The sequence below is a fragment of the Micromonospora krabiensis genome (assembly GCF_900091425.1).
Lineage (GTDB): Bacteria > Actinomycetota > Actinomycetes > Mycobacteriales > Micromonosporaceae > Micromonospora > Micromonospora krabiensis.
The window spans coordinates 1,303,762-1,326,524 of record NZ_LT598496.1 but is presented as its reverse complement, the minus strand read 5'-3'; the positions used below and the strand labels follow the sequence as shown (position 1 = coordinate 1,326,524).

The following is a 22,763-nucleotide window of genomic DNA, read 5'->3' as shown; positions in this document are numbered from 1 at the left end:
ACCACGGCCCCGCCGGCCGCCTCACCGATCGCCCGCTCACCACGGTGACCTGGAGTTACCCATGAATGTGAAGACATCCGTCGTTCGTGGACGATGGTGCGACCTGGATCGCGTCGCCGCCCTCGCCACCGAGTCCCTCGCTCCCGGTGCGCTCGCCGCCTGGCTCGTACCGGACGCGCGACACCGGTACGCGGTCATCGCCGCCGTGACCCGCATGTGGGTCGAGCACGCGCTGCTCTTCGGCGACGTGTTCCTGCTGGCCGACGGCACGGCGGCGGCGGCCTGGTTCCACCGCTACCGGCCGTTGCCACCCCCGGCCCGATACGCCGACCGGCTCGCCGCGATGTGCGGCGTCGACCAGGATCGGTTCCTGCGCCTCGACCGGGCGCTCGCCGCGTTCCGGCCCGCCGAGGCGCACAACCACCTGGCCCTGCTGGCCGTGCCCGGGCGGCACCGGACGCGACGTGCCGCCGCTGTCGTCGCCGGCGCCCAACGGTGCATGGACACTCTCGGCCTGCCCACGTACGCCGACGTCCTCGCCGACGGCGACCTGGACCTGTTCGCGCGACAGGGCTACACCCACCGGCACGTCCTGCCGGTCGACGGCCGGGTCACCGTCCACGCGATGTGGCGGCCGGCGCCGCTGGGCCGGCCGCACCGCCCGGCCCGTTCGGCTTCGCGCCCGCCGGACCGGACCCCACGGCCGGAACGGGGTTCGGTGCCGGCGCTGGCGCGGGCGTCTGTCGGAGGGGCTGCGTAGGGTGTGGTCGTGGTCGACCAGCGCCAGGTGATGAGCTTCCGTGCGCGGGCCCAGCAGTTGTGCCGCGCCGAGGGGGCGCTGGCGGACACCGCGGTGCTCGACATCGGCGTGCAGGACACCGGGCCCGACGGCGGCCGGTGGGCCCTGGCCGTCCGCGGCGTCGACGCCAGGGCGGTGCCCGACGAGGACCTGATCCTGCTGTGGACGGTGCGCGGCGCCCCCCACCTCTACCGCCGTGCCGACGCGGGGCGGGTGGCCGCCGCGGTGGAGCCCTACTCCGAGGCCGACGCGGGCAAGCGCATCTACGACGCCGCCCGGCCGTTAAAGGCGGCCGGCATCGCCAACCTGGCCGCGCTCGACGAGGTGGCCACCCGGATGCGGGCGATCGTCACCGAGCCGACGGTGAAGGGGGTGGTCTCCGGCCGGCTGGCCGAGGTGATGCCCGAGCCCTATCTGCGGTTCTGCCGACCGTGCGACGCCACCCACCTCTACGAGATGCCGTTCCGGTTGGCCGCCGTGCGGGCCGGGCTGGAGCTTCAGCTCGACACGTCCCCGCCGGTCCTGCGGCGCACCCCGGGATTCCGGCGGGCCACCACCGCCGGCGACAGGTTCGACCTCGTCCGCGCCTACCTCCGCCTGCTCGGCCCGGCGACCCCCCGGCACGTGGCCGAGTTCCTCGACGCGCCGGTCAAGGACGTGAAGGCGCGCTGGCCCGACGATGTGGTCGAGGTGGTGGTCGACGGCGAGACGCGCTGGTTGCTCGCCGCCGACGAGGAAGCGCTGGCGGCGGGTGACGCCACGGGCACCCGCCTGCTCGGCCCGTTCGACCTCTTCCTCCAGGCCCGGGACCGGGCGACCCTGGTGCCCCACGCGGCGCACGCCAAGGAGTTGTGGCCGGTGCTGGGCCGCCCGGGCGCCGTTCTGGCCGACGGTCAACTGGTCGGCACCTGGCGTCCCCGCAAGTCGGGCCGGACGATGACGGTGAGCGTCCGACCCTGGCAGGCCCTGCCCGCCACCACCCGCGCCGCCATCGCCGACCAGGCCGAACGCCTCGCCGCCCACCGGGCCGTCACCCTCGCCGGCGTCGACATCACCGACTGACGGCCGGCTTCGACCCGGCCACACCCCACCGGTCCGCGGCCGGCGAGACTGGCATCGGGACACGGCAGCGACCACCGCGGGTCACCCGTGCCGTGAGTGGTCCGGCAGGAGAGGAAACATGACCTTCAGCGAGGACGTCCGCGCCGCCTTCCGCCGCGGCGAGACCGACGCCGTGGTGCGGATGAGCGAGACCGAGATCGAGCGGGCGCGGGCGGCCGGCGACCCGGCCGGCGAGGTGGAGGCCCGCTACAGCCTCGCCCGGGTGGCGATCCGCTCGGGTGACCTGGCCGGCGGGGAGGCCCGTGCCCGCGAGGCCCTCGAGGTCGCGGTGCGCTCCGGTGACCGTGGCCTGGAGGAGCGGCCACGGCACGTGCTGGCCGCCGTGGCGCGCATGTCCGGCCAGCTGCTGCGCGCCCGGGACCTCTACCGGGAGAGCATCGCGCTCAACGAGGCGCTGGACCGGCCCGCGACGGTCAACTCGGAGACGCACAATCTCGCCTTCTGCGAGCTGCGTCTGGGCAACGTCGAGGAGGCCCGGCGGCTGTTCGCCGAGAGCCGCGAGCGGGTGTTCGGCAACGGCTGGGCCGACTTCGTGCCGTACGTCTGCCTGGCGGACGCGGCACTCGCCGTGGCCGAGGACGATCACGCGCGGGCGGCGCGGATGATCGGCGTGGCGGACGCCGCGTTCGCGGCGCTCGGCCAGGTGCCGGACCCTGACGACGCGGCCGACCTCGCCACGGCCCGCGACGCCGCCACCGCGGCGCTCGGTGCGGCGACCTTCGACGAGGAGTACGCGGCGGGCCGGCGCCTCGACCCCCGTGCCGCCTTCGCCGACCGGCGGTGACCCGCGGGCCGTCGCTCCACCGCGGGCGGGTGCGGCCCGCACCCGCCCGGCACCGCGACGGGTGTCACCCGACGTCGATCACGACCTTGCCGGTGGCCGTGCCGCTCTCGACGAGGGTGTGGGCGTCGGCGACGGTGGCCAGGGTGAACCGTCGGTCGTCCAGGACGGGCGTCAGGCCTCCGGCGTCGGCCAGGGCGCTCGCCGCGCGCAGGATCTCCCCGTGGTGCTCGCGGCCCCGACCGCTCAGCATCGGCAGCAGCGTGAAGACCCCGGAGTAGGTGGCGCCACGGAACGAGAGGGGCGCGAGGCTGTGGGTACCCCAGCCGAGGGCGCTGACGACGTGACCGGTGTAGGTGCGGACGGCGGCGAAGGAGGCGTCGAGGGTGGCGCCGCCGACGGTGTCGAAGACGATGTCGAAGCCCTCGCCGCCGGTGTGCCGGGCGACGTACTCCTCGACCGAACTGGTGGTGTAGTCGATCGGTGTCGCGCCGAGCCGGGTGATGGTGGGCATGCTCCGGGCGGACCCGGTGGCGAAGACGGCGGCGCCCCGGGCGCGGGCGATCTGGATGGCGGCCTGCCCGACGCCGCCGGCGCCCCCGTGGACCAGCACCCGGTGGCCCGTGCTCACCCGTGCCCGGTCCACCAGCGCTTCCCAGGAGGTGATGACCGCCAGCGGCAATGCTGCCGCCGCACGCATGCTGAGTGATTCCGGTTTGCGGGCGAGCAGGCGGGCGTCCACGGCGGCGTAGTCGGCGAGCGACCCCTGGAGGTCGCCGACACCGCCGGTCAGCCCGTACACCTCATCGCCGGGCGCGAAGCCCGTGACCTCCGGGCCGACCGCCGCCACGACGCCGGCCAGGTCCATGCCGAGCACGGCCGGTGGGCGGGTCCGGGCGTGCGCCGCCTTGCCGGCCCGGATCTTGGTGTCCAGGGGGTTGACGCCGCTGGCCGCGACCCGGACCAGCACCTGGCCGGGCCCCGCCACTGGTTCCTCGATCTCGGTAAGGGTCAGCGGGCCGCCGAATTCGTGGAGCAGTACCGCGCGCATCACGTCGCCTCTCTCTCGATGCCTGAGATGGTGGAGCTGAGGGAGTGCGTCAGGTCTCTGGTCAGGCCGTGTGCTGGGCCACGAGGGCCCGGGCGGCGGCCTTCGCCTCGTCCACCACGGCCCGGTCCTGCAGCAGCCGGCCTGACGCCAGCGCGCCGTCGACCAGGAGCCCGACCTGCCGGGCGAGCGCGGCTGGGTCGACCGCGCCGGCCCCCGCGGCGAGCGCGGTGAGCCACGCGTGGCGGCGTTCGGTGTGCCGCACCGTGATGGCGCGGGCCTCCGAGTCCAGCGGCGCCTCGACGGCCGCGCTGACGAAGGGGCAACCGAAGAAGCCGTGCCGGTCGAACGCGTCCAGCAGCGCGTCGAAGAGCCCGACGATCTGCTCGGCGGGTCGGTCACCGGCGCGTGCCGCGGCGTCCTGTAGCTGTGCCATCCAGGAGTCGTCGGTTCGTCGCAGGTAGGCGGCGATCAACTCGTCCTTGGTGCGGAAGTGGACGTACAGCGTCGACTTGGCCACCCCGGACTCGGCGATGACCTGGTCGATGCCGACGCCGCGCAGCCCGTGGGCGTAGAACAGCCCCGCGGCCGTGCGGAGGATCCGCTCCTCCGTGGTGGTCCTGCGCGTCTTCGTGGCCATGATCCCTCCCTTAATCGAACAGACTAGTCCGTTCGATTAAGGGTGCGCAGGTGATCGCTGTCACGCGGAGTGAGCGCCCGTCGCGCCGCCCGTCGGCTGGACCGTGCCGGCCAGGTACTCCCGACGCCGCTCCGGTTCGAACCTCTCGATCGCGTACCGGAGCATCACCCGCGGCATGGCCCGGTGGCGTGGGGCGAGGAACGCCTCCGCCGCCGCCCGGTCACGGTTGCCCACCTCTCGCAGCATCCACCCCACGGCCTTGTGGACGAGGTCGTGCGGATCGCGCATCAGGCGGTCGCCGAGGCGGAAGGTCCACGCGAAGTCGCCGGCCCGGATGAACGCGAAGGTCGCCAGGACGGCGGTGCGCCGCTCCCACACCAGGTCGGAACCGGCGAGCCGATCCAGCACGCTGCGGTCCCTGTCCAACAGCCAGGGTCCAAGGATGTACGGCGCGGACGAGTCCACGAGGTCCCAGTTGTTGATGCGGCCGCTGTTGGTCAGGACGAGGTCGACGATCCGGCCCCGCTCCTCCTCGGTGCCCCCGGCGAACTTCCGCACGAGGACGAACAGCGCCGTCAGGCGCTCCTCGTGCGCCTCACCGGTCAGCAAATCGGCGGTCTCGGCCAGGGACAGGTCGCGCCAGTAGCGGGCGGCGACCTTCCGCTGCTCCGGCACGGAGACCCCGATGACCCGGTCGCCCTCGCCGTACCCACCCGGACCCAGCTGCAGGAAACGGCTCACTCCCGGCACGCGCGCGGGGTCGGCGAGGGCGGCGAGTTCGCGGCGTACGTCGGAGCTGGTGGCCACGTCTGCCGAACCTACCCGTGGGGGACGGCCCGCACCCTTGCGTTCGCCTCCGACACTGTGAGGCGATCATCAACCCCCTGGAGGACACCATGGACCAGCCGCCCACCCCACCACCCCCGTCGGCGGCGGGACCCACGCCCGGCCACCCGTCCTACCCGCCGTACGCGTACGCCCCGCCGATGAACGTGTACGCCATCCTCAGCCTGGTCTTCGGGGTGATGGTGTTTCCGCCGTTGGGCATCTACTTCGGCGGCAAGGCCAAGCAGCAGATCGCCCAGACCGGTGAGCGTGGCATCGAACTCGCCACCGCCGGTGTCGTCGTCGGCTGGATCTTCACCGTGATGTACGGGTTCTTCTTTCTCCTGTGGTGCGGCGTGGTGGGCACGATGATTGTCGGCACGGGCATCTCGGTCTGACCGGAGGTTGTCGTGTACGACGTGATCGTCGCCGGGGGCGGACCGACCGGCCTGATGCTGGCGGGCGAGTTGCGGCTGCACGGCGTACACGTGCTCGTGCTGGAGAAGGAGTCGGAGCCGACGAGGTTCGTCCGCGCGCTCGGCCTGCACGTCCGCAGCATCGAGGTGCTGGACCAGCGTGGTCTGCTGGAACGGTTCCTGGCGCACGGCCAGCGCCATCCGGTCGGCGGCTTCTTCGCCGGCCTGGGCAAGCCCGCGCCCACCGGATTGGACACCGCCCACGCCTACGTCCTCGCCATCCCGCAGACCACCACGGATCGCCTACTGGCGGAGTGGGCCGCGGAGCTGGGCGCCGAGGTCCGGCGGGGGTGCGCGCTGGTCGGGCTGAGCCAGGACGACCAGGGGGTGACCGCCGAGCTGGCCGACGGTACGGCCGTGCGCGCGCGCTATCTCGTCGGGTGCGACGGAGGTCGGAGCACCGTACGCCGGCTGCTCGGGGTCGGTTTTCCCGGTGAGCCCAGCCGCGTGGAGACGCTGCTGGGCGAGATGGCGGTGACCGCGTCGCCGGAGACGGTGGCCACGGTCGTGGCCGACGTGCGCCGGACCGAGAAGCGGTTCGGCCTCGGTCCACTCGGCGACGGGGTGTACCGCGTCGTCGTGCCGGCCGAGGGGTTGGTCGACGACCGGTCGGTCCCGCCGACCCTGGAGGAGTTCCGGCGGCAGTTGCGGGCGGTCGCCGGCACCGACTTCGGGGTGGACTCACCGCGCTGGCTCTCCCGCTTCGGCGACGCCACCCGGCTGGCCGAGCGTTATCGGGTGGGTCGGGTGCTGCTGGCCGGCGACGCGGCGCACGTTCACCCGCCGGTCGGCGGGCAGGGTCTCAACCTCGGCATCCAGGACGCGTTCAACCTCGGCTGGAAGCTCGCCGCCGAGGTCGGCGGCTGGGCGCCGGCGGGCCTGCTGGACAGCTACCACACCGAACGGCACCCGGTGGCGGCGGAGGTCCTGGACAACACCCGGGCGCAGATGGAGCTGCTGTCCACCGAGCCGGGCGCCCAGGCGGTGCGCCGGTTGTTGTCGGAGCTGATGGACTTCGAGGACGTCAACCGGTACCTGACCGAGAAGATCACCGCGATCGGGGTCCGCTACGACCTCGGTGACGGGCACGAGCTCGTCGGCCGCCGGCTGCGGGACGTGACGCTGAAGCGGGGGCGCCTCTACGAGCTGACGCACGCGGGTCGCGGGCTGCTGCTCGACCGGACCGGCGCGCTGTCGGTCGACGGGTGGGCGGATCGGGTGGACCACGTCGTGGACGTCGGCGAGGACCTGGACGTGCCCGCCGTGCTGCTGCGGCCAGACGGCCACGTGGCGTGGGTGGGGGGCGAGCAGCGGGACCTGCTCGACCACCTGCCCCGCTGGTTCGGCGCCGCGGGCGACTGAGTTCCGCCGCCGGCAGCGGCCCGACCGGCGACGAACGCGTGCGGGGTGTTCAGGGTCACCGTCTCGGCGGCCGAAAAAAGCGGACGACCGTCGTCCACTCAGAGTAGCGTGCTGAGCCGGACGAAGGTCGTCCGCTTTCTCTATGGCCGGGACGGACCGCGGCCGGAGGCTCTCCGACGTGCTGGAGCCGACCCGCGACCGGATGGACCAGCTGAGCCTGATCCGACCCGAGCACACCACCACGTCACCGAAGGAACACCATGTCCAGTCGTCACGCCGCAGCGGACTCGCTGCGGTGGAAAGGCCTGTTCTTCATCGCCATCGCGCAGCTGATGGTGTTGCTCGACGGCGCCGTCATGAACATCGCGCTGCCCACGGCGCAGCAGGCGCTGCACTTCTCCGACGGGAGTCGGCAGTGGGTCGTCACCGCGTACGCGCTGGCCTTCGGCGGGCTCCTGCTCGTCGGTGGGCGCGTCGGAGACATGGTCGGGCGCAGGCGTGTCTTCCTGCTCGCCCTCGCCGGCTTCGCGATCGCCTCGGCGGTCGGCGGCCTCGCGGTCAACGTCGGAATGCTGCTGGTCGCCCGCGCGCTACAGGGCGTCTTCGCGGCCCTGCTCGCACCGGCCGCGCTCTCCCTGATCTCCCTGTCGTTCCCGCAGCCGAAGGAGCGGGCGAAGGCCTTCGGGGTGTTCGCCGCGGTCTCGATCGCCGGTGGCGCCATCGGTCTGGTCGCCGGCGGTCTGCTCACCGAGTACCTGAACTGGCGGTGGGCGATGTTCGTCCTGGTGCCCATCGCGCTCGTCGGGATCCTCGGCGCCGTCCCCACCGTGCACGACAACGGCGAGCGGCATCGGGCCCGACTCGACATCCCCGGCGTACTGCTGGCCAGCCTCGGACTCGTCGGCGTGGTCTACGGGTTCAGCGCCGCCGAGAGCCACGGCTGGTCGGCCGGGCTGACCATCGGCTCCTTCGTCGTCGGCGCGCTGCTGTTGGCGGCCTTCATCCTGGTCGAGTCGCGGGTCCCGGCCCCGCTGCTGCCGCTGCGGGTGCTGACCGAGCGCAACCGGGCGGCCGCCTACCTGGGGTCGATGCTCGCCGTGATCCCGATGTTCGGGTTGTTCCTCCTGCAGACCTACTACTTCCAGCAGGTCAAGGGGTTGTCGCCGATCATGACGGGCGTCGCGTTCCTGCCGATGGCGCTCATGCAGGGCATCGGTGCCACCCAGATCGGTGCCCGGCTCTCACACCGGACCGCGCCGCGACCGGGCCTGGTCGCCGGGTTCCTCGTCGTCGCGGTCGGTCTCGTGCTGCTCGCCCTGGTCGATGCGGAGACCAGCATCGTGCAGATCATCCTCGCCGACGCCGTCATCGGGCTCGGCATCGGCACCGCGTTCATGCTCGCGTTGAGCATCTCCGCGCACCACATCGAGCCCAAGGACGCCGGTGTGGCCTCAGCCCTGATCAACTCGTCGCAGCAAGTCGGCGGCTCGATCGGCACGGCCCTGCTCAACACGGTCGCGACCAGCTCCGCCGCCGGCTACCTGGTCACCCACGGTGTCGCCGGTCAGGCGTCGGCGCACCTGCGCAACGAGGCGCTCATCCACGGGTACGCGACCACGTACTGGTTGGCGGCCGCCTTCGCCGTCGCGGCGGCGGTGGTCTCCGCCGTCCTGGTGAACGCGCCGGCACCCCGACACACGCCCCTGCCCGAGGGCGACGAGGCGCACGACGTCGTCGCGGTGGCCGTCCACTGATCGCGGGTCGGCTCCCGGCTCGTCCGGGCCGGGGGCCGACGTACGCCCAGGTTCCGACGTGGCACGGCGGCACAATCGGACGAATTTCGTCCGATTGTTGTATGCTGGGGGGATGGCTGATCTGGACACCGTGCCCGCTGCCCGGGCGGACGCCCGGCGCAACCGCCGCCAGCTGATCCTCGCGACGCGCGACGCCATCGCCGCACGCGGGCTGGAGGTCTCGGCCCTCGACATCGCCAAGGCGGCGGGCGTGGGCGTGGGCACGTTGTACCGGCGCTTCGGCACGAAGGAGGCGCTGTTCGACTACGTTGTGCTGGGCCTCTACGACGAGCTGCTGGACACCGCGCGGGTCTGTCTGGAACGCGCCGACCCGTGGGACGGCCTGTCGGAGTTCATCGTGGACCTGGCCGGGGCGCACCGCGACAGCCGAGGGCTGGCCGAGGTCACCGCGGCGTGCGAGCGGCCACCGACACCCGAGCTCGCCCAGCGGACCCTCGCCCTGCAGGAGGCCGTGGCCCGGTTGACCGAGCGGGCACACGCGGCCGGTGTGCTGCGCGAGGACGTCACCTGGCAGGACATCCTGCTCTTCTCCCGGGCGCCACTGGACACCGATCACTGCCTCGGCGTGGACGCCGGACCCGACGGCTGGCGTCGCGTCGTCACCGTCCTGCTCGACGGGATGCGCGCCCCCGGGCACACCGTTCTCGCCGGCCCCGAGCCGCACCGTCGCCCGGCGGGCTGACCCGGGGCGCCGGTCAGTCGGCGCGCACGGTGGTGAGGTCCGCCAGGCCCGAGATGCTCAGCACGGGCGCCAGCAGCGAGGTGGCCAGGATCTCGATCCGCTCCGCATGGGCGAACAGGGCGGCCAGGCCGGCGCTGTCCAGGTACTCGACCTTCGTGAGGTCGACGACGAGGGGAGCGTCCGCGGCGGTGGCGGCCGCGCCGGCCAGGGCGGTGGCGAACGTCTCCGCGTTGCTCATGTCGATCTCCCCGACGACGGCGAGGACCCAGCCCCCGTCGGGACGGCTGCCGGTGGAGAACGTGAGCGGTGTGGTCATCGGGAAATCCTTGCCTGCATGTCGACGGTGGTGCCGGCCGCGCCGGTGGTGATGGTGACCTGGTGCATCAGGGTCCGCATCAACATCAGGCCGCGGCCGCGGTGCGTGTCGGCGGCCGGCTGCGGGTTCTTCCAGTGCCCGCTGTCGATGACGGTCAGCCGCAGGTCCTCCGCCGTCGCCGTGGCCCGGAGGCGGATCTGCCCGCCCGGCCGGTCGCGGTGGCCGTGCTCGATGGCGTTGGCGCAGGCCTCGCCGGCGGCCACGAGCATGCTCTGGGCGGTGGACGGGTCCAGGCCGCAACGGTCGAGCCACCGCCGCAGCTCGTGGCGTACCGGGGCGAGGCGGGTGGCCTCGGCCGGAAAGTCGAGTTCCAGCGGGCCGGGGTGACGGTAGAGGAGCAGGGCGACGTCGTCGTCGAACCCGCCGGCGGGGGACAGGTGGTCCATGACGGTGCTGGCGAGGTCCTCGATGTGCGCGGCCCGGCCGTCCTGGACGGCGGCGGTCGCGCGGTCGATGCCGAGGTTCAGTGGCTGGCGGCGACGCTCCACCAGCCCGTCGGTGTACAGCATGAGGGTGGCCCGGGCGGGCACCACGTACTCGGCCTCCGGCCGCACGGAGCCGAGCCGGACCGCGAGCGGGCGGGATCGTCCCCGGTCGAGCAGGTGCGTGGCGCCGTCGGGGTGGACGACGATCGCCGGCGGGTGACCGGCGCTGGAATAGCGCAGGTGGCCGGTCGCGGGATCGAGGACCCCGCAGAAGACGGTGGCGCAGGCGGCGCCCGGCAGCACGGCGGCGAACCGGTCCAACGCGGCCAGCGTCTGGGCCGGGCTGGAGTCCTGCAGCAGCAGGGCGCGGCAGGCGCTGCGCAGCTGCCCCATGACGGTGGCCGCCTGCAGACCGTGACCCACGCAGTCGCCCACGACGATGCCGATCCGTCCGTCCGGCAGTTCGACGGTGTCGTACCAGTCACCGCCGACCTTCAGCGGACGCGCCGCGGGTGAGTAGCGGACGGCGAAGCCGCTGGGCAACTGCGCCGGACCGAGGATGGCGCGCTGCAGGGCCAGGGCGGTCTCCCGCTGCTGGTCGATCTGGTGGAGGCGGTGCAGTCCCTGACCCAGATGGCCGGCCAGCAGTGCCAGCAGCGTCGCGTCCTGGTCGGTGAAGGGCCGCCTCGCGCCCAGGTCGATCCAGAGGACCATGGTGCCGTCGGGATGCTCCAGCGCGATGCCGGCGCCTGCCGCCGGGTCGGCGACCGGGGTGAGCAGCGGCGTGTGCCGCAGGGCGTTGATCGCCTCGCGGCGCGCCTCCGGGAGGTCGTCCCAGCGCAGACGGGGATCGGTCGTCACGACGGTGGGCGAGGTCGCGCCGTCGAAGACCGCGGCCAGCACCTGGGTCGCCTGCCACAGCTGTTGCAGTTCGTCGAGGACGCCGTGCAGGACATCGACGAGCCCTTCCGCCTGCGCGAGACGCATGCCGAGGGCGGCCATCGCGCTGTCCCGCTGCACGGCGTAGTGCTCGGCGGTGACGTCCCGGAACGTACCGACGATGACGCGCCGACCGGTGTCCGGATCCGTCACCTGGTTGAAGGAGGCCGCCGCCCACAGCTGACGCCCGTCGCGGTGGACGACCGGGATGGTGTACGTGCCGTGCTGCTGGTTGAGCAGCGTGGCGAAGGCGTCGGTGACCACCCGGTGGGCCTCCGGGTCGACCTCCTCGGCGGGCCACCACGGGTGGGTCGGAAGGTAGGGCAGGTCCTCCGGCCCGTAGCCGAGGATCTCCGTGAAGGTGGGGTTGATCTCGATGACGGCGCCGTCCTCGTCGCAGACGAAGAACGCCTCCTGCAGGGAGTCGACCAGCGCCGTGCGCCATCGGGCGTGGTGGTTGCGCAGCCGGGCGAGCTCCACGTTCGCCCGCACCCGGGCGAGCAGCTCCGCCGCCGAGAAGGGCTTGACGAGGTAGTCGTCCGCGCCCGCCTCCAGGCCCTCGATCGACGCCTCCTGGCCGGCGCGGGCCGACAGCAGCAACACCGGGGTGCCGGCGGTGCGCGGGTCCGCGCGGAGGGCGGCCACCAGTTGCAGCCCGTCCAGGCGGGGCATCATCACGTCGCTCACGACCAGGTCGGGCACGTCGGCTCGCGCCGCGTCCAGCGCCGCCTGGCCGTCGGTGACCGCGAGCACGCGGTGACCGGCGGTACGCAGCAGCCGGGTCAGGTACTCCCGCATGTCCGCGTTGTCGTCGGCGATGAGGAGCCGCGCGGAGGTGCTCGTGGCCGGCAGATGCTCCATCGCGGCCGGGGTGGACGCCGAGGCGTGGTCCTCCGCGAGGTCGCCGTCCGTCGGCAGCCAGCGGAGGGCCTCCTCGACGAACGGGTCGGCGGTCGTCGACACCGTGGTCGGGCCGTCGGCGGGGACCAGGGCGTCCTGGGGGAGGTGGGCGGTTCCGAAGGGCAGCCGTACGGTGAAGGTGGTGCCGGCGCCGACGGCGCTGTCGGCGGTGATCGTGCCGCCGTGCAGGCCGACGAACTCGCGGACCAGCGCCAGGCCGATCCCGCTGCCCTCGTTGGGACGCGAGCGGGCGTTCTCGACGCGGTGGAACCGCTCGAACAGACGCGGCATCTCCGGCTCGGCGATGCCGATGCCCGTGTCGGCCACGGTGACCACGGCGTGCCGCTCCTCGGCGCGCAGCGTCACCCGGACGGAGCCCCCGAAGGTGAACTTCAACGCGTTGCTGAGCAGGTTGAGGACGACCTTCTCCCACATGCCGCGGTCGAGGTGCACCGGCTCCGGCAGCGGTGGGCAGTCCACCTCGAAGCGCAGGCCGGCCCGTTCCATCGCGGACCGGAAGATGCTGGCCAGCTCGCTGGTGGCGGCGGCCAGGTCCACCGGCTCGTAACGGGCCTGCATGCGGCCGGCCTCGATCCGGGAGAAGTCCAGCAGGGCGTTGACCAGCTTGCCGAGCCGGAGGCCGTTGCGGTGGATCACCTCCAACTCGTCGCGGACGTCCTGGTCCGCGCCGCCCAGCCGGGCCCGCAGCTCCTGCACCGGTCCCATGATCAGGGTCAGCGGGGTGCGGAACTCGTGGCTGATGTTGGAGAAGAAGGCCGTCTTGGCGCGGTCCAGCTCGGCCAGCTCTTCGGCCCGCCGTTGCTGCGCGCGGTAGCTGCGGGCACTGCCGATCCCCGCCGCGACGTGGCCGGCGGTCAGTTCGAGGAAGCCGCGGTAGCCGTCGTCCAGCGGGCGGTAGCGGTTCAGCGCGGCCACCAGGAACCCGTACGGCGCGCCGCCCTGCTGGGGCAGCGGCACCAGCAACGCCTCGGTGGGTGGCTCGGGCCAGTCACCGACCGGCAGCGCGCCGAACGGGCCACCGTCGAGCGGCACGCGGGCGGCCTCGCCCCGCGCCAGCTCGCCGGCCGGCCAGACGGCGTCCGGGTCGTGCGGGTCGAGCGTCTCCGGCGCGGCGGGGTGCCCGGCGGGGATACCGGTCATGCCCACCCGCCGCGCCGACGACCCGTCCTCGAACAGGTAGGTCACCGTGAACGGCAGGTCGCGCTGGTTGCGGGCCAGTTGCCGGCCGGAGTAGGCCAGCATCTCGTGTTCGGTGCGGACGACGCTCGGGTCGGATCCGAGGTCCCGCAGGGTCGCCATCCGGCGTTCGCCGACGACCCGTTCCGTGTCCTCGCTGACCACGCAGAGCATGCCGACCAGAGCGCCGTCGTCGTCCCGCAGCGGGCTGTAGGAAAAGGTGTGGTACGTCTCCTCCGGGTAGCCGGACCGTTCGAGGAACAGCAGCAGCGCCTCGTCCCACGTCGCCTCGCCCGTGGTGAGCACGGTGTCGATGCGGGGACCGATGTCGTTCCAGATCTCCGCCCAGACCTCGCTGGCGGGGCGGCCCAACGCCCACGGATACTTCCGGCCCAGGGTGTCCCGACGGTAGGCGGCGTTGCAGAAGAAGGTCAGCTGCGGTCCCCACGCCATCCACATCGGGAACCGGGAGGACAGTAGGATGCTGACCGCCGTCCGAAGGCTCTGCGGCCAGGTCTCCGGCGACCCGAGGGGTGTCGCGGTCCAGTCGACCCCGGCCAGGTCCCGGCCGATCTCCCCACCCAGCCGGAAGACCTCGGTGCCGACCCCTGCCACCGGCGGACGTTCAACACTGCTCACCGCTTCGATTTCCCCCTAGGTCGTCCGCACCGGTGGCCGGGGCCCCGCCCCACCTTACGAGGACGTCGACGTGGCGGCACGGCGGGAAGGGACGGCCTTCGCGCCGGGCCCGCAGGTCGGCGGCCGCCGGGCGGTCACACGGCGGCGAGCAGGGCGTCGAGCGGTCGCGGCAGGGTGTCCCGGGCGACCGTCGCCTCGACGAGCAGGCGCGCGTAGCGCAGGTTGCGGCGCGAGCTGCTGCGGAGGAACCGCCACAACTGCGCCTCCAGCCCCCGGTCACGCCAGGCGGGCTGGCTCTGGAACGACCGGAACACCCGCAGGTCGCCGTGTGCGTCGAAGAGCGCCTCGACCCGTCTTGCGCCGAGGGCGCGGATCAGCTCGTCCTCCAGGTCGTCGACGCAGACTCCGAACCCGAGGCGCTCCATCTCGGCGCGGGTGCGCGGCGAGCCGAGACCGGACTGCTGCAGGCCGCGCCGGAAGACCTCCTCCTCGCGTACGTCGCAGAGGCCGACGAGTCGTGGTCGGGTGTCCAGGGGCGCCAACCTCGTGAGGAAACGACCGATCGCGTGTGCCCCGCCGATCGGCAGGATCACGACCCGGTCGGCCTCCAGGTCGCGCCCGCGGCACCGGGCGGCCGTCTCCAGCGCAATCTGGTCGCTGATGCCCTCGACCAGCATCACGGCGGCGGCGCTGTCGACCCTCGCCAGGGCGTGCGCGGTGGCCCGGACCGAGGCGGCGTTGCCACCGAGGCGACCGTCGACCGCCTCGGCGGTGAACGGGTCGGCTGGTGGGGTCGTCGCCATGGCCGCCATCATCGGCGATCCGCCCCCGACCCACCAGGGATTAACCGTGGGTCAGCTGCGGTCGGCGAGGGCGTCGACCAGGCGACGGGTGGAGCCGGCCAGGTTCCAGCGGTGGGCCAGCTCCAGCAGGGCGTCCGGGTCGGCGGGGGCGGTCGGCAGCGCGGTCGCCAGCTCCGGCAGGGGCACGTCGAGCGCGACCCGGACCACCTTGGGCGCCACCGCCAGGTAGTCCCGGGCGGCGGCGAGCTTCGCCCGCAGGCCCGGGGCGAACCCGGAGCCCGGGTCGTCGAGGGCGGCGAGGATGCCGTCGAGGTCGCCGTAGCGGGTGATCAGCCGCGCGGCGGTCTTCTCGCCCACGCCCGGCACGCCGGGCAGCCCGTCGCTGGGGTCGCCGCGCAGCGCGGCGAAGTCGGCGTAGCACGCGGCGGGCACCCCGTAGCGGGCCTGGACCGCGGCGTCGTCGCAGTCCTCCAGCTTGGCGACGCCGCGCCCGACGTAGAGCAGCCGGACCGGCCGGGCGTCGTCGACCAGTTGGAACAGGTCGCGGTCGCCGGAGACCACCTCGACCGGGGCCGGCTGGGTGACCGAGAGGGTGCCGAGCACGTCGTCGGCCTCGTAGCCGGCGGCCCCGACGGTGGTGATGCCGATCGCGGCGAGCACGTCGAGGATGACCGGCACCTGCGGGGTGAGGGTGTCGGGCACGACCTCGCCGCCCTCCGGCGCCAGCCGGTGCGCCTTGTAGGACGGCAGCAGCGCCACCCGCCAGTCGGGCCGCCAGTCGTGGTCCATGGCGCAGACCATCCGGTCGGGTCGGCGGGTGCGGATCAGCGTCGCGAGCATGTCGAGGAACCCGCGGACCGCGTTGACCGGGCTGCCGTCCTCGGCCCGGGCGGCGGACTCGGGAACCCCGAAGTAGGCCCGGAAGTAGAGGCTCGGTGAGTCGATCAGCAGGATCGGAGGTCGGTTGGCCACGCCGGACAGCCTGGCACAGCCCACCGACGAACGACAGCACGCCCCGCGCGCCGACCTTCCTTCCCGACCGCGGCGGGGCCCACGCCCGCCGCCGGACGCCGACGTGCCGGTCCCCGCCGGGCCGCTCGGCGCCGACGGGGACCGGTGGTACGAGGACGGGTAGTGCGCGGGTCAGGCGGGCAGCGTCCAGCGCTGGTTGGCGCCGGCGAAGCAGTCCCAGATCTGCAGCCGCGTGCCGTCGGCCGAGCTGTTGTCGGTCGCGTCGAGGCACTTGTTCGACGCGGGGTTGCGTAGCGTGCCGTTGGACTGGGCCTGCCAGACCTGGGCGCCGCTGCCGTTGCAGTCCCACAGCTGGATCTTGGTGCCGTTGGCGGTGCCGGCGCTGGTGACGTCCATGCACTTGCCCAGGGCCCGCAGGGTGCTGTCGCTCGCCACGGTCCAGCGCTGCGCGGTGGTGCCGTTGCACGCGTACAGCTGGATGGGGGTGCCGTTGGCGGTGCTGGCCGCGGCGATGTCGACGCACTTGCCGCCGATGCCGGTGATCTGGCCGGTCCGGCCGGTCGGCGGCGGGGTGCCGCCGCCCATCACGGTGTCGTAGATCGCGCTGACCAGCGAGGTCGAGTCGTTGCGGTCCTGGGACAGCTCCCAGTTCATCATGCCGCCGGCGTTGGCGAGGGCCCACTGCGTCTTGCGCTTGACGGTCGGGACGCCGTTGTAGCACTGCTGGACGCCGCTCACGGTGTAGCAGTCCCGGTTGGCGTTGGCCGGGTCCATGCCGACGAGCTGGGTGTAGGTGTAGTAGCCGGGCCGGCTGTAGAACGGCACGCCGAGCACCGCCTTGCCGGCCGGCAGGCCGCGGGCCTTCCACCCGTTCACACTGTTGATCGACCAGTCGTAGTTGGCGTGCGGGCTGCCGCCGTCGTACGCCATGATGTTGAGCCAGTCGACGTAGCCGAAGACCGAGGTGGGCACGCCCTGCACGTAGTAGCCCTCGGAGACCACGGCGGCGGTGAGCAGCTTGCCCTGGGGGCGCAGCGCGTTGCTGAGCTGCTGCATCAGCAGGGCGTAGTTGTTGGCCGAGGTGCCCGGGTCCGGGTACTCCCAGTCCATGTCGACGCCGTCGAGGCCGTACTGGTTGACGAAGCTGACGACGCTGTTGACGAACGTGGTGCGGCTGCCGGCGTTGGCGGCGAGTGCCTCGAACGCGGAGTCGTCGCCGTCGTTCCAGCCACCGATGGCGATCGAGACCTTCACGTTGTTGGCGTGGCCGAGCGACACCAGCGAGGAGAGCTTGCTGGGGTTCTCCACCGCGCGCAGGGTGCCGTTGCTGTTGGGCAGGACGAACGCGTAGTTGATGTGGGTCAGCTTGTTGTACTGCACGGAGTTGACGCTGCCCGCCCAGGACGGCAGGTAGCCGACGCTCTTGAAGTTGTTGGGCAGCACGACGGCCTCGGCGGCGGTCGGGGTGAGTACGAGACCGGCCGCGGCCGTGGTCAGCGCGAGCAGACCGGCGGCCAGGGCCGAACGGCGGCGGGGACGTGGTGAGGACATCGAGGGCCTTCCCGTGGGCGGTCGCGGCGCGTACCGCCTGGTCCGGCGGCTGTGTGGGTCGACCGCCGGGCCGGGCGTACGGGTGGGGAACAGGGCTGTTTCCTCGAGGTGGCCAAATCTTAAAGAGTGTTAACTGTCGCCGTCAGCGATGGTTCTCGATGAATTGGAGAGCGCTTCCCGACGCGCCGGCTCGCTAGGTCACGGCCCAAACGACCGTTAAGCTGACGGCGTGGACCTCGAGGCGCTCTACCCGCCGGCCCGGCTGCTCGACGCCCGCCGCGCCACCGCCGCGGCCGGCCTGGACGCGTTGCTGCTCACTCCCGGCTCCGACCTGCGCTACCTGACCGGTTACGACGCGCACGTGGGGGAACGGCTGACCTGCCTGGTGCTGCCCGCCGAGGGAGAGCCGACCCTGATCGTACCGACGCTGGAGCGGCCCGCCGCGGAGGCGTCCCCCGCGCCGGCCACCGGTGTCCGCATCGTCGACCACGCCGACGGCACCGACCCGTACCCGCTGGTGGTGAAGGCCCTCGGCGGACCGGTCGGCGCGGTCGGGCTCGCCGACCGGATGTGGGCCGAGCAGGTGCTCGCGCTGCGCCACGCGCTCCCCGGCGCCGACCAGCGGCTGGCCGGCGAGGTGCTGCGCGAGCTGCGGATCCGCAAGTCCCCGGCGGAGGTCGCGGCGCTGGCCGAGGCCGGCGCGGCGATCGACGCCGTGCACCGGCGGATGGGGGAGTGGCTGCGGCCGGGTCGGACGGAGGCCGAGGTGGCCGCCGACATCGCCGCGGCGATCCGGTCGGCCGGGCACGTGACCGTCGACTTCGTCATCGTCGCCGCCGGGCCCAACGGCGCGAGCCCGCACCACGGCACGTCGGACCGGCCGATCGGCGTCGGCGAGCCGGTGGTGGTGGACATCGGCGGCACCATGCCGTCGGGCTACCGCTCCGACTGCACCCGCACCTACGTGGCGGGCGGCCCGGCACCGGCCGAGTTCGTCGACTACTACACCGTGCTGCGCGACGCGCAGGCCGCGTCCGTCGCGGCCGTGCGTCCGGGCGTGAGCGCGGAGGCGGTCGACGCGGCCGCCCGCACGCCGATCGCCGAGGCCGGCTTCGGTGCCGCCTTCCTGCACCGCACCGGGCACGGCATCGGCCTGGACGGCCACGAGGAGCCGTACGTGGTGGCGGGCAACGACCGGGCCCTGGAGCCGGGGATGGCGTTCTCCGTCGAACCGGGCATTTACCTGGCGGGCCGGCACGGTGCCCGCATCGAGGACATCGTCGTCTGCACGACGGACGGCGTGGTACGGCTCAACACCACCCCCACGGAGCTCATCGCACTATGACTGTCGACCGCATCCTTCCCACCGACGAGGCCCACGACCTGCTGGACCTCGCCACCGAGATCGCCGACCGGGAGCTGGCGCCGAAGGCCGCCGAGTTCGAGGACCGTGCCGAGTTCCCCCGCGAGGTGCTGCGCACGCTGGGCCGGGCCGGGCTGCTCGGCCTGCCCTACCCTGAGGAGCACGGCGGGGCGGCCCAGCCCTACGAGGTCTACCTCCAGGTGCTGGAGATCCTGGCCAGCCGGTGGCTCGCGGTCGCCGAGGCGGTCAGCGTCCACACGCTCTCCTGCTACCCGGTGGCGACGTTCGGCTCGGACGCCCAACGCAAGCTCCTGCCGGACATGATCGGTGGGGAGCAGCTCGGCGCCTACTGCCTCACCGAGCCGCAGGGCGGCTCCGACGCGGCGGCGCTGACCACGAAGGCGGTCCGTGACGGCGACGCGTACGTCGTCACCGGCACCAAGGCGTGGATCACCCACGCGCGGGTGGCGGACTTCTACAACGTCTTCTGCCGCACTGGCGGGCCCGGCCCGAAGGGCATCTCCTGCCTGCTCGCCGACCGGGCCACGCCGGGCATCACCCCGCAGCCGGCGGAGCGGACGATGGGCCTGCACGCGTCGCCGGTCGCGCAGATCGCGTTCGACGGAGCGCGGGTGCCGGCCGACCGGCTCGTCGGCGGCGAGGGGATGGGCTTCCGGATCGCGCTGTCCGCCCTGGACTCGGGGCGGCTGGGCATCGCGGCGTGCGCGGTGGGGTTGGCCCAGGCGGCGTTGGACTACGCGGTCGGCTACGCCCGGGACCGCCGGCAGTTCGGCCAGGCGATCATCGACTTCCAGGGGCTGGGTTTCCTGCTCGCCGACGCGGCGACGCAGATCGCGGCGGCGCGGGCGCTGACCCTGGCGGCGGCCCGGCTGCGGGACGCGGGCCGGAGCTACTCGACCGAGGCGGCCAAGGCGAAGCTGTTCGCCACCGACGTGGCGATGCGGGTGACCACGGACGCCGTGCAGGTGCTCGGCGGCGCGGGTTACGTCGCCGACCACCCGGTCGAGCGGTATATGCGGGAGGCGAAGGTGCTCCAGATCGTCGAGGGCACCAACCAGATCCAGCGGATGGTCATCTCCCGCGCGCTCGCGAAGGGCTGACCTGCGGTTCCACCGAGAGTCGCCGGGTCGGTGCGGTGCGTCGCGCCGACCGCGCCGCCCCGGTCGCCGGGGCGGCGCGTCGTCGCCGTGGCGCGTTTTTACCGGTAGGTTGCACGCCGTGGAGGAGACCGACCGCGCCATCGTCGCCGCGCTGACCGCTGACGGCCGACTGTCGTACACGGATCTGGCGGAGAAGGTGGGGCTGTCGGTGTCCGCGGTGCACCAGCGGGTGCGGCGGCTGGAACAGCGTGGGGTCATCAAGGGGTACGCCGCGCGGGTCTCCTTCGAGGCGTTGGACCTGCCGCTGACCGCGTTCGTGGCGATCCGGCCCTTCGACCCGTCCCAGCCGGACGACGCGCCGGAGCGCCTGGCGCATCTTCCCGAGATCGACTCCTGCTACTCGGTGGCGGGGGAGGACTTCTACCTGCTGCTGGTGCGGGTGGCCGGCCCGGCCGACCTGGAGCGGGTGCTGCAGGAGATCCGTACGGCGGCGAACGTCACCACCCGCACGACGGTGGTGCTGTCGACCCCGTACGAGGGCCGGCCGCCGAAGGTCAGTGCCGAGGGGTCGGTTCGGGGGCGGTCCCGGGGGCCGGAGGAGCGGGCTGGTTCCACCGCAGGATGACCTGCCGTCCGTGCTCGTGACCGAGCACGCTGACGGTCGCGGTGTCCAGGCGCAGCCGGCCGCCGGCGGAGGGTGGCAGGCCGATCCACCGGGCGCCGAGCACGCGCAGGCTGTGGGCGTGCCCGACGAGACCGACGGTGCCGCGGTCGAGCAGGGGAGTGACGCGGGCGAGGACCCGGTCCATCCGTTCCCCGACCTGGCCGGGTGACTCGCCGCCCGGGCAGCCGTCGGTCCAGATGTTCCAGTGCGGGTCGTCCTCGTGGATGTCCACGGTGGTGCGCCCCTCGTAGTCGCCGTAGCTCCACTCGGCGAGGTCGTCGTCGACGCCGTCGACGACGAGGCCGGCGAGCTGGGCCGTGCGCAGCGCCCGGGCGCGGGGGCTGGCCAGCACGGTGACGAACCGGCGGCCGGCGAGGAAGGCGGCGAGGGTGCGGGCCTGCCGCTCGCCGTCGGGGGTGAGCTCCAGGTCGGTGTACGAGGTGTGGCGGTGGCTGGCGCTCCAGGTGGTCTCGCCGTGCCGGATCAGCAGGAGCTCTCCCATGGGCCCAGTTAACCATCGGCGCGGGGGCACGCACCTGGCGCGGGCCGCCACGACTCTTCTTTCCTGATCCTATCTTCCTAGGACGCCTTACAGGGTGTACGGCCGCGCACACGAAGCCCACCGAGCACCGGGGCGCGGTTTCACGCCCGGGAGGGCGGGCAAGCCACCTGGACACTCGCCAACGACGGAGGAGGCGGCATGAGCTTCGCCGACAAGACGAGGAACAAGATGCAGGAGATGACCGGTGCCGCGAAGGAGCGGATCGGCGACATGACGGACAACGAGCGGATGCGGGCCGAGGGCGCCAGCCAGCAGGGCACGGCGAAGGCCAAGCAGGCCGGCGAGAGCGCCAAGGACGTGGGTCGCAACGCCCGCGACGCGTTCCGCGGCTGACGTTCGCGGACGGGGCGGCGGTTCGGGTGCCCCCGGGCCGCCGCCCCGCTTCGTGCGCGACGCGAGGTCCGTGACGCCCCGGTCGACGTACGGCCCGTCCTACCTTCGTGGGCTCGCCGTCATCCGGTACGCCCCGCGACCAGTCGGAGTGCGCGCCGCGTGAGACCGGCGTCGCGTATTCGCATGCCGGTCAGGATCGCGATCAGGGCGGCGAGGAGCAGCGCGGCGTCGAGGAGGGCGCCGAGCGGGGCGCTGGCGAGCACCAGGGCGGCGGTGACCAACCGGCCGCGTACCGGACCGGTGCGCAGGACGCGGCGGGCATCGGCGACGGCGAGCAGGAACAGCGCGACGCCGCCGCAGAGGGCGAAGGCCTTCGGCCAGCCGGTCGGTTCGGTGGGGTGCGCGACGACGGCGTGCATGCCGGTGGCGGTGGCGATGACGCCGAGCAGCAGCAGGAAGTGGTCGAGGATGTAGACGCGGCTGGCGTACCGGGAGCGGGTGGCGGGGACGGCGTGGTCGAGGCTCGTCTCGGCGGCGGGGGCGTCGGTGAAGTACGTCCACCAGAGCGCTGCGGGCAGGGCGAGGGCCATCACGAGGGCGGCGGCGGTGCCGGGTCCGAGCTGCGTGAGCGGCGTGCCCATGCCGATGGTGACGACGACCTCGCCGAGGGCGATGATGACGAGCAGGCCGTGGCGTTCGACGAAGTGGGCCGGGGTGATGTGGAAGCTGGCGGCCGCGCCGAGCCAGGAGTGGCCGGGTAACAGGTAGGGCAGGACGGTCTGGGTGAAGACGGCGGCGCCCCAGAGGGCGGGGACCGCGGGGCCGTCGAGGAGGCCGGCGGTGAGGATGAGCACGGCGGCGCCGAGGTTGTAGGGCGCGAGCCGGCGGACGCCGGCGCGGGCGCTGCTGCGGTGGAACAGGGTGAGGTGGACGGCGACCACGAGGAGATAGCCGAGGCCGAAGAGCAGGCCGGTGCCGTCGAGGGCGTCGGGGATGGCGGTGGCGGTGAGCAGGTAGCCGGCCATGCCGCCGAAGAGCAGGAGTTTGCGGGCGGGGCCGTGCGGTGGGACGTGGTTGGTGAGCCAGACGTAGCCGGTGTAGAGGTACCAGAGCAGGCCGAAGATCAGGACGGTGTGGCCGACGTTGGTGCCGTCGAGTTCCTCGTCGAGGAGTCTGACCAGCTGGGTGACGGTGAGGACGAAGACCACGTCGAAGAAGATCTCGACCGGGGTGGCGCGCCCGGGGGTTTCCGGGTCGCGGTTGGGCCGTGCGGCTCCCATGGGGGTGGACGTTAGCGGGCCGGGATGGGTGCGGTCCGGAGAACGCGTCAGCCCCGCGGCGTGTGCCGGCGGGGCTGACGGACGGGCGC

21 protein-coding genes are annotated in these 22,763 nt (G+C 73.2%); 11 read left to right on the top strand and 10 right to left on the bottom strand.

Annotated elements, in window-relative coordinates; all coding sequences use genetic code 11:
- Nucleotides 1–61 precede the first annotated feature (61 nt).
- The 3 genes from GA0070620_RS05800 (at nt 62) to GA0070620_RS05790 (ending at nt 2,705) form a co-directional block, all read left to right on the top strand.
- Entirely contained in the window at nt 62–760 is a 699-nt protein-coding gene (locus GA0070620_RS05800; RefSeq protein WP_157741540.1) for a hypothetical protein, read from the top strand.
- 9 nt (nt 761–769) lie between these two features.
- Nucleotides 770–1,861: a winged helix DNA-binding domain-containing protein gene (locus GA0070620_RS05795; protein WP_091598104.1), complete on the top strand. Its 1,092-nt coding sequence runs from the start codon at nt 770–772 to the stop codon at nt 1,859–1,861.
- A 118-nt stretch (nt 1,862–1,979) separates the two neighbouring features.
- A complete protein-coding gene (locus GA0070620_RS05790; protein ID WP_091588912.1) occupies nt 1,980–2,705 on the top strand; it encodes a hypothetical protein in 726 nt (241 codons plus the stop codon).
- 64 nt (nt 2,706–2,769) lie between these two features.
- On the opposite strand, the gene GA0070620_RS05785 is transcribed toward GA0070620_RS05790, so the two are convergent.
- The 3 genes from GA0070620_RS05785 to GA0070620_RS05775 all read right to left on the bottom strand — a co-directional run bounded on the left by GA0070620_RS05785 (nt 2,770) and on the right by GA0070620_RS05775 (nt 5,197).
- The gene (locus tag GA0070620_RS05785) at nt 2,770–3,753 is read right to left on the bottom strand and encodes a zinc-dependent alcohol dehydrogenase family protein (RefSeq protein ID WP_091588911.1); all 984 of its coding nucleotides are present in this window, start codon (nt 3,751–3,753) and stop codon (nt 2,770–2,772) included.
- Nucleotides 3,754–3,814: 61 nt separating this feature from the next.
- Nucleotides 3,815–4,390, bottom strand: coding sequence for a TetR/AcrR family transcriptional regulator (locus GA0070620_RS05780; protein ID WP_091588910.1), 576 nt, complete (start codon nt 4,388–4,390; stop codon nt 3,815–3,817).
- Nucleotides 4,391–4,450: 60 nt separating this feature from the next.
- Nucleotides 4,451–5,197, bottom strand: coding sequence for a DNA alkylation repair protein (locus GA0070620_RS05775; RefSeq protein ID WP_091588909.1), 747 nt, complete (start codon nt 5,195–5,197; stop codon nt 4,451–4,453).
- A gap of 89 nt (nt 5,198–5,286) precedes the next feature.
- On the opposite strand from GA0070620_RS05775, the gene GA0070620_RS05770 reads away from it, so the two are divergent.
- The 4 genes from GA0070620_RS05770 to GA0070620_RS05755 all read left to right on the top strand — a co-directional run bounded on the left by GA0070620_RS05770 (nt 5,287) and on the right by GA0070620_RS05755 (nt 9,549).
- Nucleotides 5,287–5,613: a DUF4190 domain-containing protein gene (locus tag GA0070620_RS05770; RefSeq protein WP_091588908.1), complete on the top strand. Its 327-nt coding sequence runs from the start codon at nt 5,287–5,289 to the stop codon at nt 5,611–5,613.
- 12 nt (nt 5,614–5,625) lie between these two features.
- Nucleotides 5,626–7,053, top strand: coding sequence for a rifampin monooxygenase (gene rox / locus GA0070620_RS05765; protein ID WP_091588907.1), 1,428 nt, complete (start codon nt 5,626–5,628; stop codon nt 7,051–7,053).
- Nucleotides 7,054–7,313: 260 nt separating this feature from the next.
- Nucleotides 7,314–8,807, top strand: coding sequence for an MFS transporter (locus GA0070620_RS05760; RefSeq protein ID WP_091588906.1), 1,494 nt, complete (start codon nt 7,314–7,316; stop codon nt 8,805–8,807).
- A 112-nt stretch (nt 8,808–8,919) separates the two neighbouring features.
- The gene (locus GA0070620_RS05755) at nt 8,920–9,549 is read left to right on the top strand and encodes a TetR/AcrR family transcriptional regulator (protein ID WP_091588905.1); all 630 of its coding nucleotides are present in this window, start codon (nt 8,920–8,922) and stop codon (nt 9,547–9,549) included.
- A gap of 13 nt (nt 9,550–9,562) precedes the next feature.
- Here GA0070620_RS05755 and GA0070620_RS05750 read toward each other — a convergent pair whose 3' ends face one another.
- The 5 genes from GA0070620_RS05750 to GA0070620_RS05730 all read right to left on the bottom strand — a co-directional run bounded on the left by GA0070620_RS05750 (nt 9,563) and on the right by GA0070620_RS05730 (nt 17,351).
- Nucleotides 9,563–9,865 (bottom strand): STAS domain-containing protein, encoded by a 303-nt coding sequence (locus GA0070620_RS05750; protein ID WP_091588904.1) that lies wholly within the window; start codon nt 9,863–9,865, stop codon nt 9,563–9,565.
- Entirely contained in the window at nt 9,862–14,001 is a 4,140-nt protein-coding gene (locus GA0070620_RS05745) for a SpoIIE family protein phosphatase (protein WP_091588903.1), read from the bottom strand. The genes GA0070620_RS05750 and GA0070620_RS05745 overlap by 4 nt, the downstream gene beginning before the upstream one ends.
- A 158-nt stretch (nt 14,002–14,159) precedes the next feature.
- Nucleotides 14,160–14,828 carry a TOPRIM nucleotidyl transferase/hydrolase domain-containing protein gene (locus GA0070620_RS05740; RefSeq protein WP_231922248.1) on the bottom strand — a complete coding sequence of 223 codons (669 nt, stop codon included), beginning with the start codon at nt 14,826–14,828 and terminating at the stop codon, nt 14,160–14,162.
- Nucleotides 14,829–14,879: 51 nt separating this feature from the next.
- The gene (locus tag GA0070620_RS05735) at nt 14,880–15,800 is read right to left on the bottom strand and encodes a 5'-3' exonuclease (protein WP_091588902.1); all 921 of its coding nucleotides are present in this window, start codon (nt 15,798–15,800) and stop codon (nt 14,880–14,882) included.
- A gap of 171 nt (nt 15,801–15,971) precedes the next feature.
- Nucleotides 15,972–17,351 carry a glycosyl hydrolase family 18 protein gene (locus GA0070620_RS05730; RefSeq protein WP_091588901.1) on the bottom strand — a complete coding sequence of 460 codons (1,380 nt, stop codon included), beginning with the start codon at nt 17,349–17,351 and terminating at the stop codon, nt 15,972–15,974.
- A 229-nt stretch (nt 17,352–17,580) separates the two neighbouring features.
- Between GA0070620_RS05730 and GA0070620_RS05725 the strand changes: the two genes are divergently transcribed.
- The 3 genes from GA0070620_RS05725 to GA0070620_RS05715 all read left to right on the top strand — a co-directional run bounded on the left by GA0070620_RS05725 (nt 17,581) and on the right by GA0070620_RS05715 (nt 20,460).
- Entirely contained in the window at nt 17,581–18,696 is a 1,116-nt protein-coding gene (locus GA0070620_RS05725) for a M24 family metallopeptidase (RefSeq protein ID WP_091588900.1), read from the top strand.
- On the top strand, nt 18,693–19,835 hold the full coding sequence (locus GA0070620_RS05720; RefSeq protein ID WP_091588899.1) for an acyl-CoA dehydrogenase family protein: 1,143 nt from the start codon (nt 18,693–18,695) through the stop codon (nt 19,833–19,835). The genes GA0070620_RS05725 and GA0070620_RS05720 overlap by 4 nt, the downstream gene beginning before the upstream one ends.
- Before the next feature lie 118 nt (nt 19,836–19,953).
- Complete coding sequence (locus GA0070620_RS05715) at nt 19,954–20,460, top strand: Lrp/AsnC family transcriptional regulator (RefSeq protein ID WP_091588898.1); 507 nt, start codon at nt 19,954–19,956, stop codon at nt 20,458–20,460.
- Here the strand turns inward: GA0070620_RS05715 and GA0070620_RS05710 are convergent.
- Nucleotides 20,390–21,001, bottom strand: coding sequence for a histidine phosphatase family protein (locus GA0070620_RS05710; protein ID WP_091588897.1), 612 nt, complete (start codon nt 20,999–21,001; stop codon nt 20,390–20,392). The genes GA0070620_RS05715 and GA0070620_RS05710 overlap by 71 nt on opposite strands.
- A gap of 198 nt (nt 21,002–21,199) precedes the next feature.
- On the opposite strand from GA0070620_RS05710, the gene GA0070620_RS05705 reads away from it, so the two are divergent.
- The gene (locus GA0070620_RS05705) at nt 21,200–21,394 is read left to right on the top strand and encodes a CsbD family protein (RefSeq protein ID WP_091588896.1); all 195 of its coding nucleotides are present in this window, start codon (nt 21,200–21,202) and stop codon (nt 21,392–21,394) included.
- A gap of 119 nt (nt 21,395–21,513) precedes the next feature.
- On the opposite strand, the gene GA0070620_RS05700 is transcribed toward GA0070620_RS05705, so the two are convergent.
- Nucleotides 21,514–22,674 (bottom strand): low temperature requirement protein A, encoded by a 1,161-nt coding sequence (locus tag GA0070620_RS05700; protein ID WP_091588895.1) that lies wholly within the window; start codon nt 22,672–22,674, stop codon nt 21,514–21,516.
- Nucleotides 22,675–22,763 lie beyond the last annotated feature (89 nt).

What these genes read in the sequence shown, in the direction of transcription:
- GA0070620_RS05730 (WP_091588901.1), bottom strand. Translation starts at nt 17,351, where the DNA reads ATGTCCTCACCACGTCCCCGCCGCCGTTCGGCCCTGGCCGCCGGTCTG.
- GA0070620_RS05740 (WP_231922248.1), bottom strand. Translation starts at nt 14,828, where the DNA reads ATGGCGACGACCCCACCAGCCGACCCGTTCACCGCCGAGGCGGTCGAC.
- GA0070620_RS05710 (WP_091588897.1), bottom strand. Translation starts at nt 21,001, where the DNA reads ATGGGAGAGCTCCTGCTGATCCGGCACGGCGAGACCACCTGGAGCGCC.
- GA0070620_RS05750 (WP_091588904.1), bottom strand. Translation starts at nt 9,865, where the DNA reads ATGACCACACCGCTCACGTTCTCCACCGGCAGCCGTCCCGACGGGGGC.
- GA0070620_RS05790 (WP_091588912.1), top strand. Translation starts at nt 1,980, where the DNA reads ATGACCTTCAGCGAGGACGTCCGCGCCGCCTTCCGCCGCGGCGAGACC.
- GA0070620_RS05705 (WP_091588896.1), top strand. Translation starts at nt 21,200, where the DNA reads ATGAGCTTCGCCGACAAGACGAGGAACAAGATGCAGGAGATGACCGGT.
- GA0070620_RS05760 (WP_091588906.1), top strand. Translation starts at nt 7,314, where the DNA reads ATGTCCAGTCGTCACGCCGCAGCGGACTCGCTGCGGTGGAAAGGCCTG.
- GA0070620_RS05770 (WP_091588908.1), top strand. Translation starts at nt 5,287, where the DNA reads ATGGACCAGCCGCCCACCCCACCACCCCCGTCGGCGGCGGGACCCACG.
- GA0070620_RS05700 (WP_091588895.1), bottom strand. Translation starts at nt 22,674, where the DNA reads ATGGGAGCCGCACGGCCCAACCGCGACCCGGAAACCCCCGGGCGCGCC.
- GA0070620_RS05755 (WP_091588905.1), top strand. Translation starts at nt 8,920, where the DNA reads ATGGCTGATCTGGACACCGTGCCCGCTGCCCGGGCGGACGCCCGGCGC.
- GA0070620_RS05720 (WP_091588899.1), top strand. Translation starts at nt 18,693, where the DNA reads ATGACTGTCGACCGCATCCTTCCCACCGACGAGGCCCACGACCTGCTG.
- GA0070620_RS05800 (WP_157741540.1), top strand. Translation starts at nt 62, where the DNA reads ATGAATGTGAAGACATCCGTCGTTCGTGGACGATGGTGCGACCTGGAT.
- GA0070620_RS05780 (WP_091588910.1), bottom strand. Translation starts at nt 4,390, where the DNA reads ATGGCCACGAAGACGCGCAGGACCACCACGGAGGAGCGGATCCTCCGC.
- GA0070620_RS05785 (WP_091588911.1), bottom strand. Translation starts at nt 3,753, where the DNA reads ATGCGCGCGGTACTGCTCCACGAATTCGGCGGCCCGCTGACCCTTACC.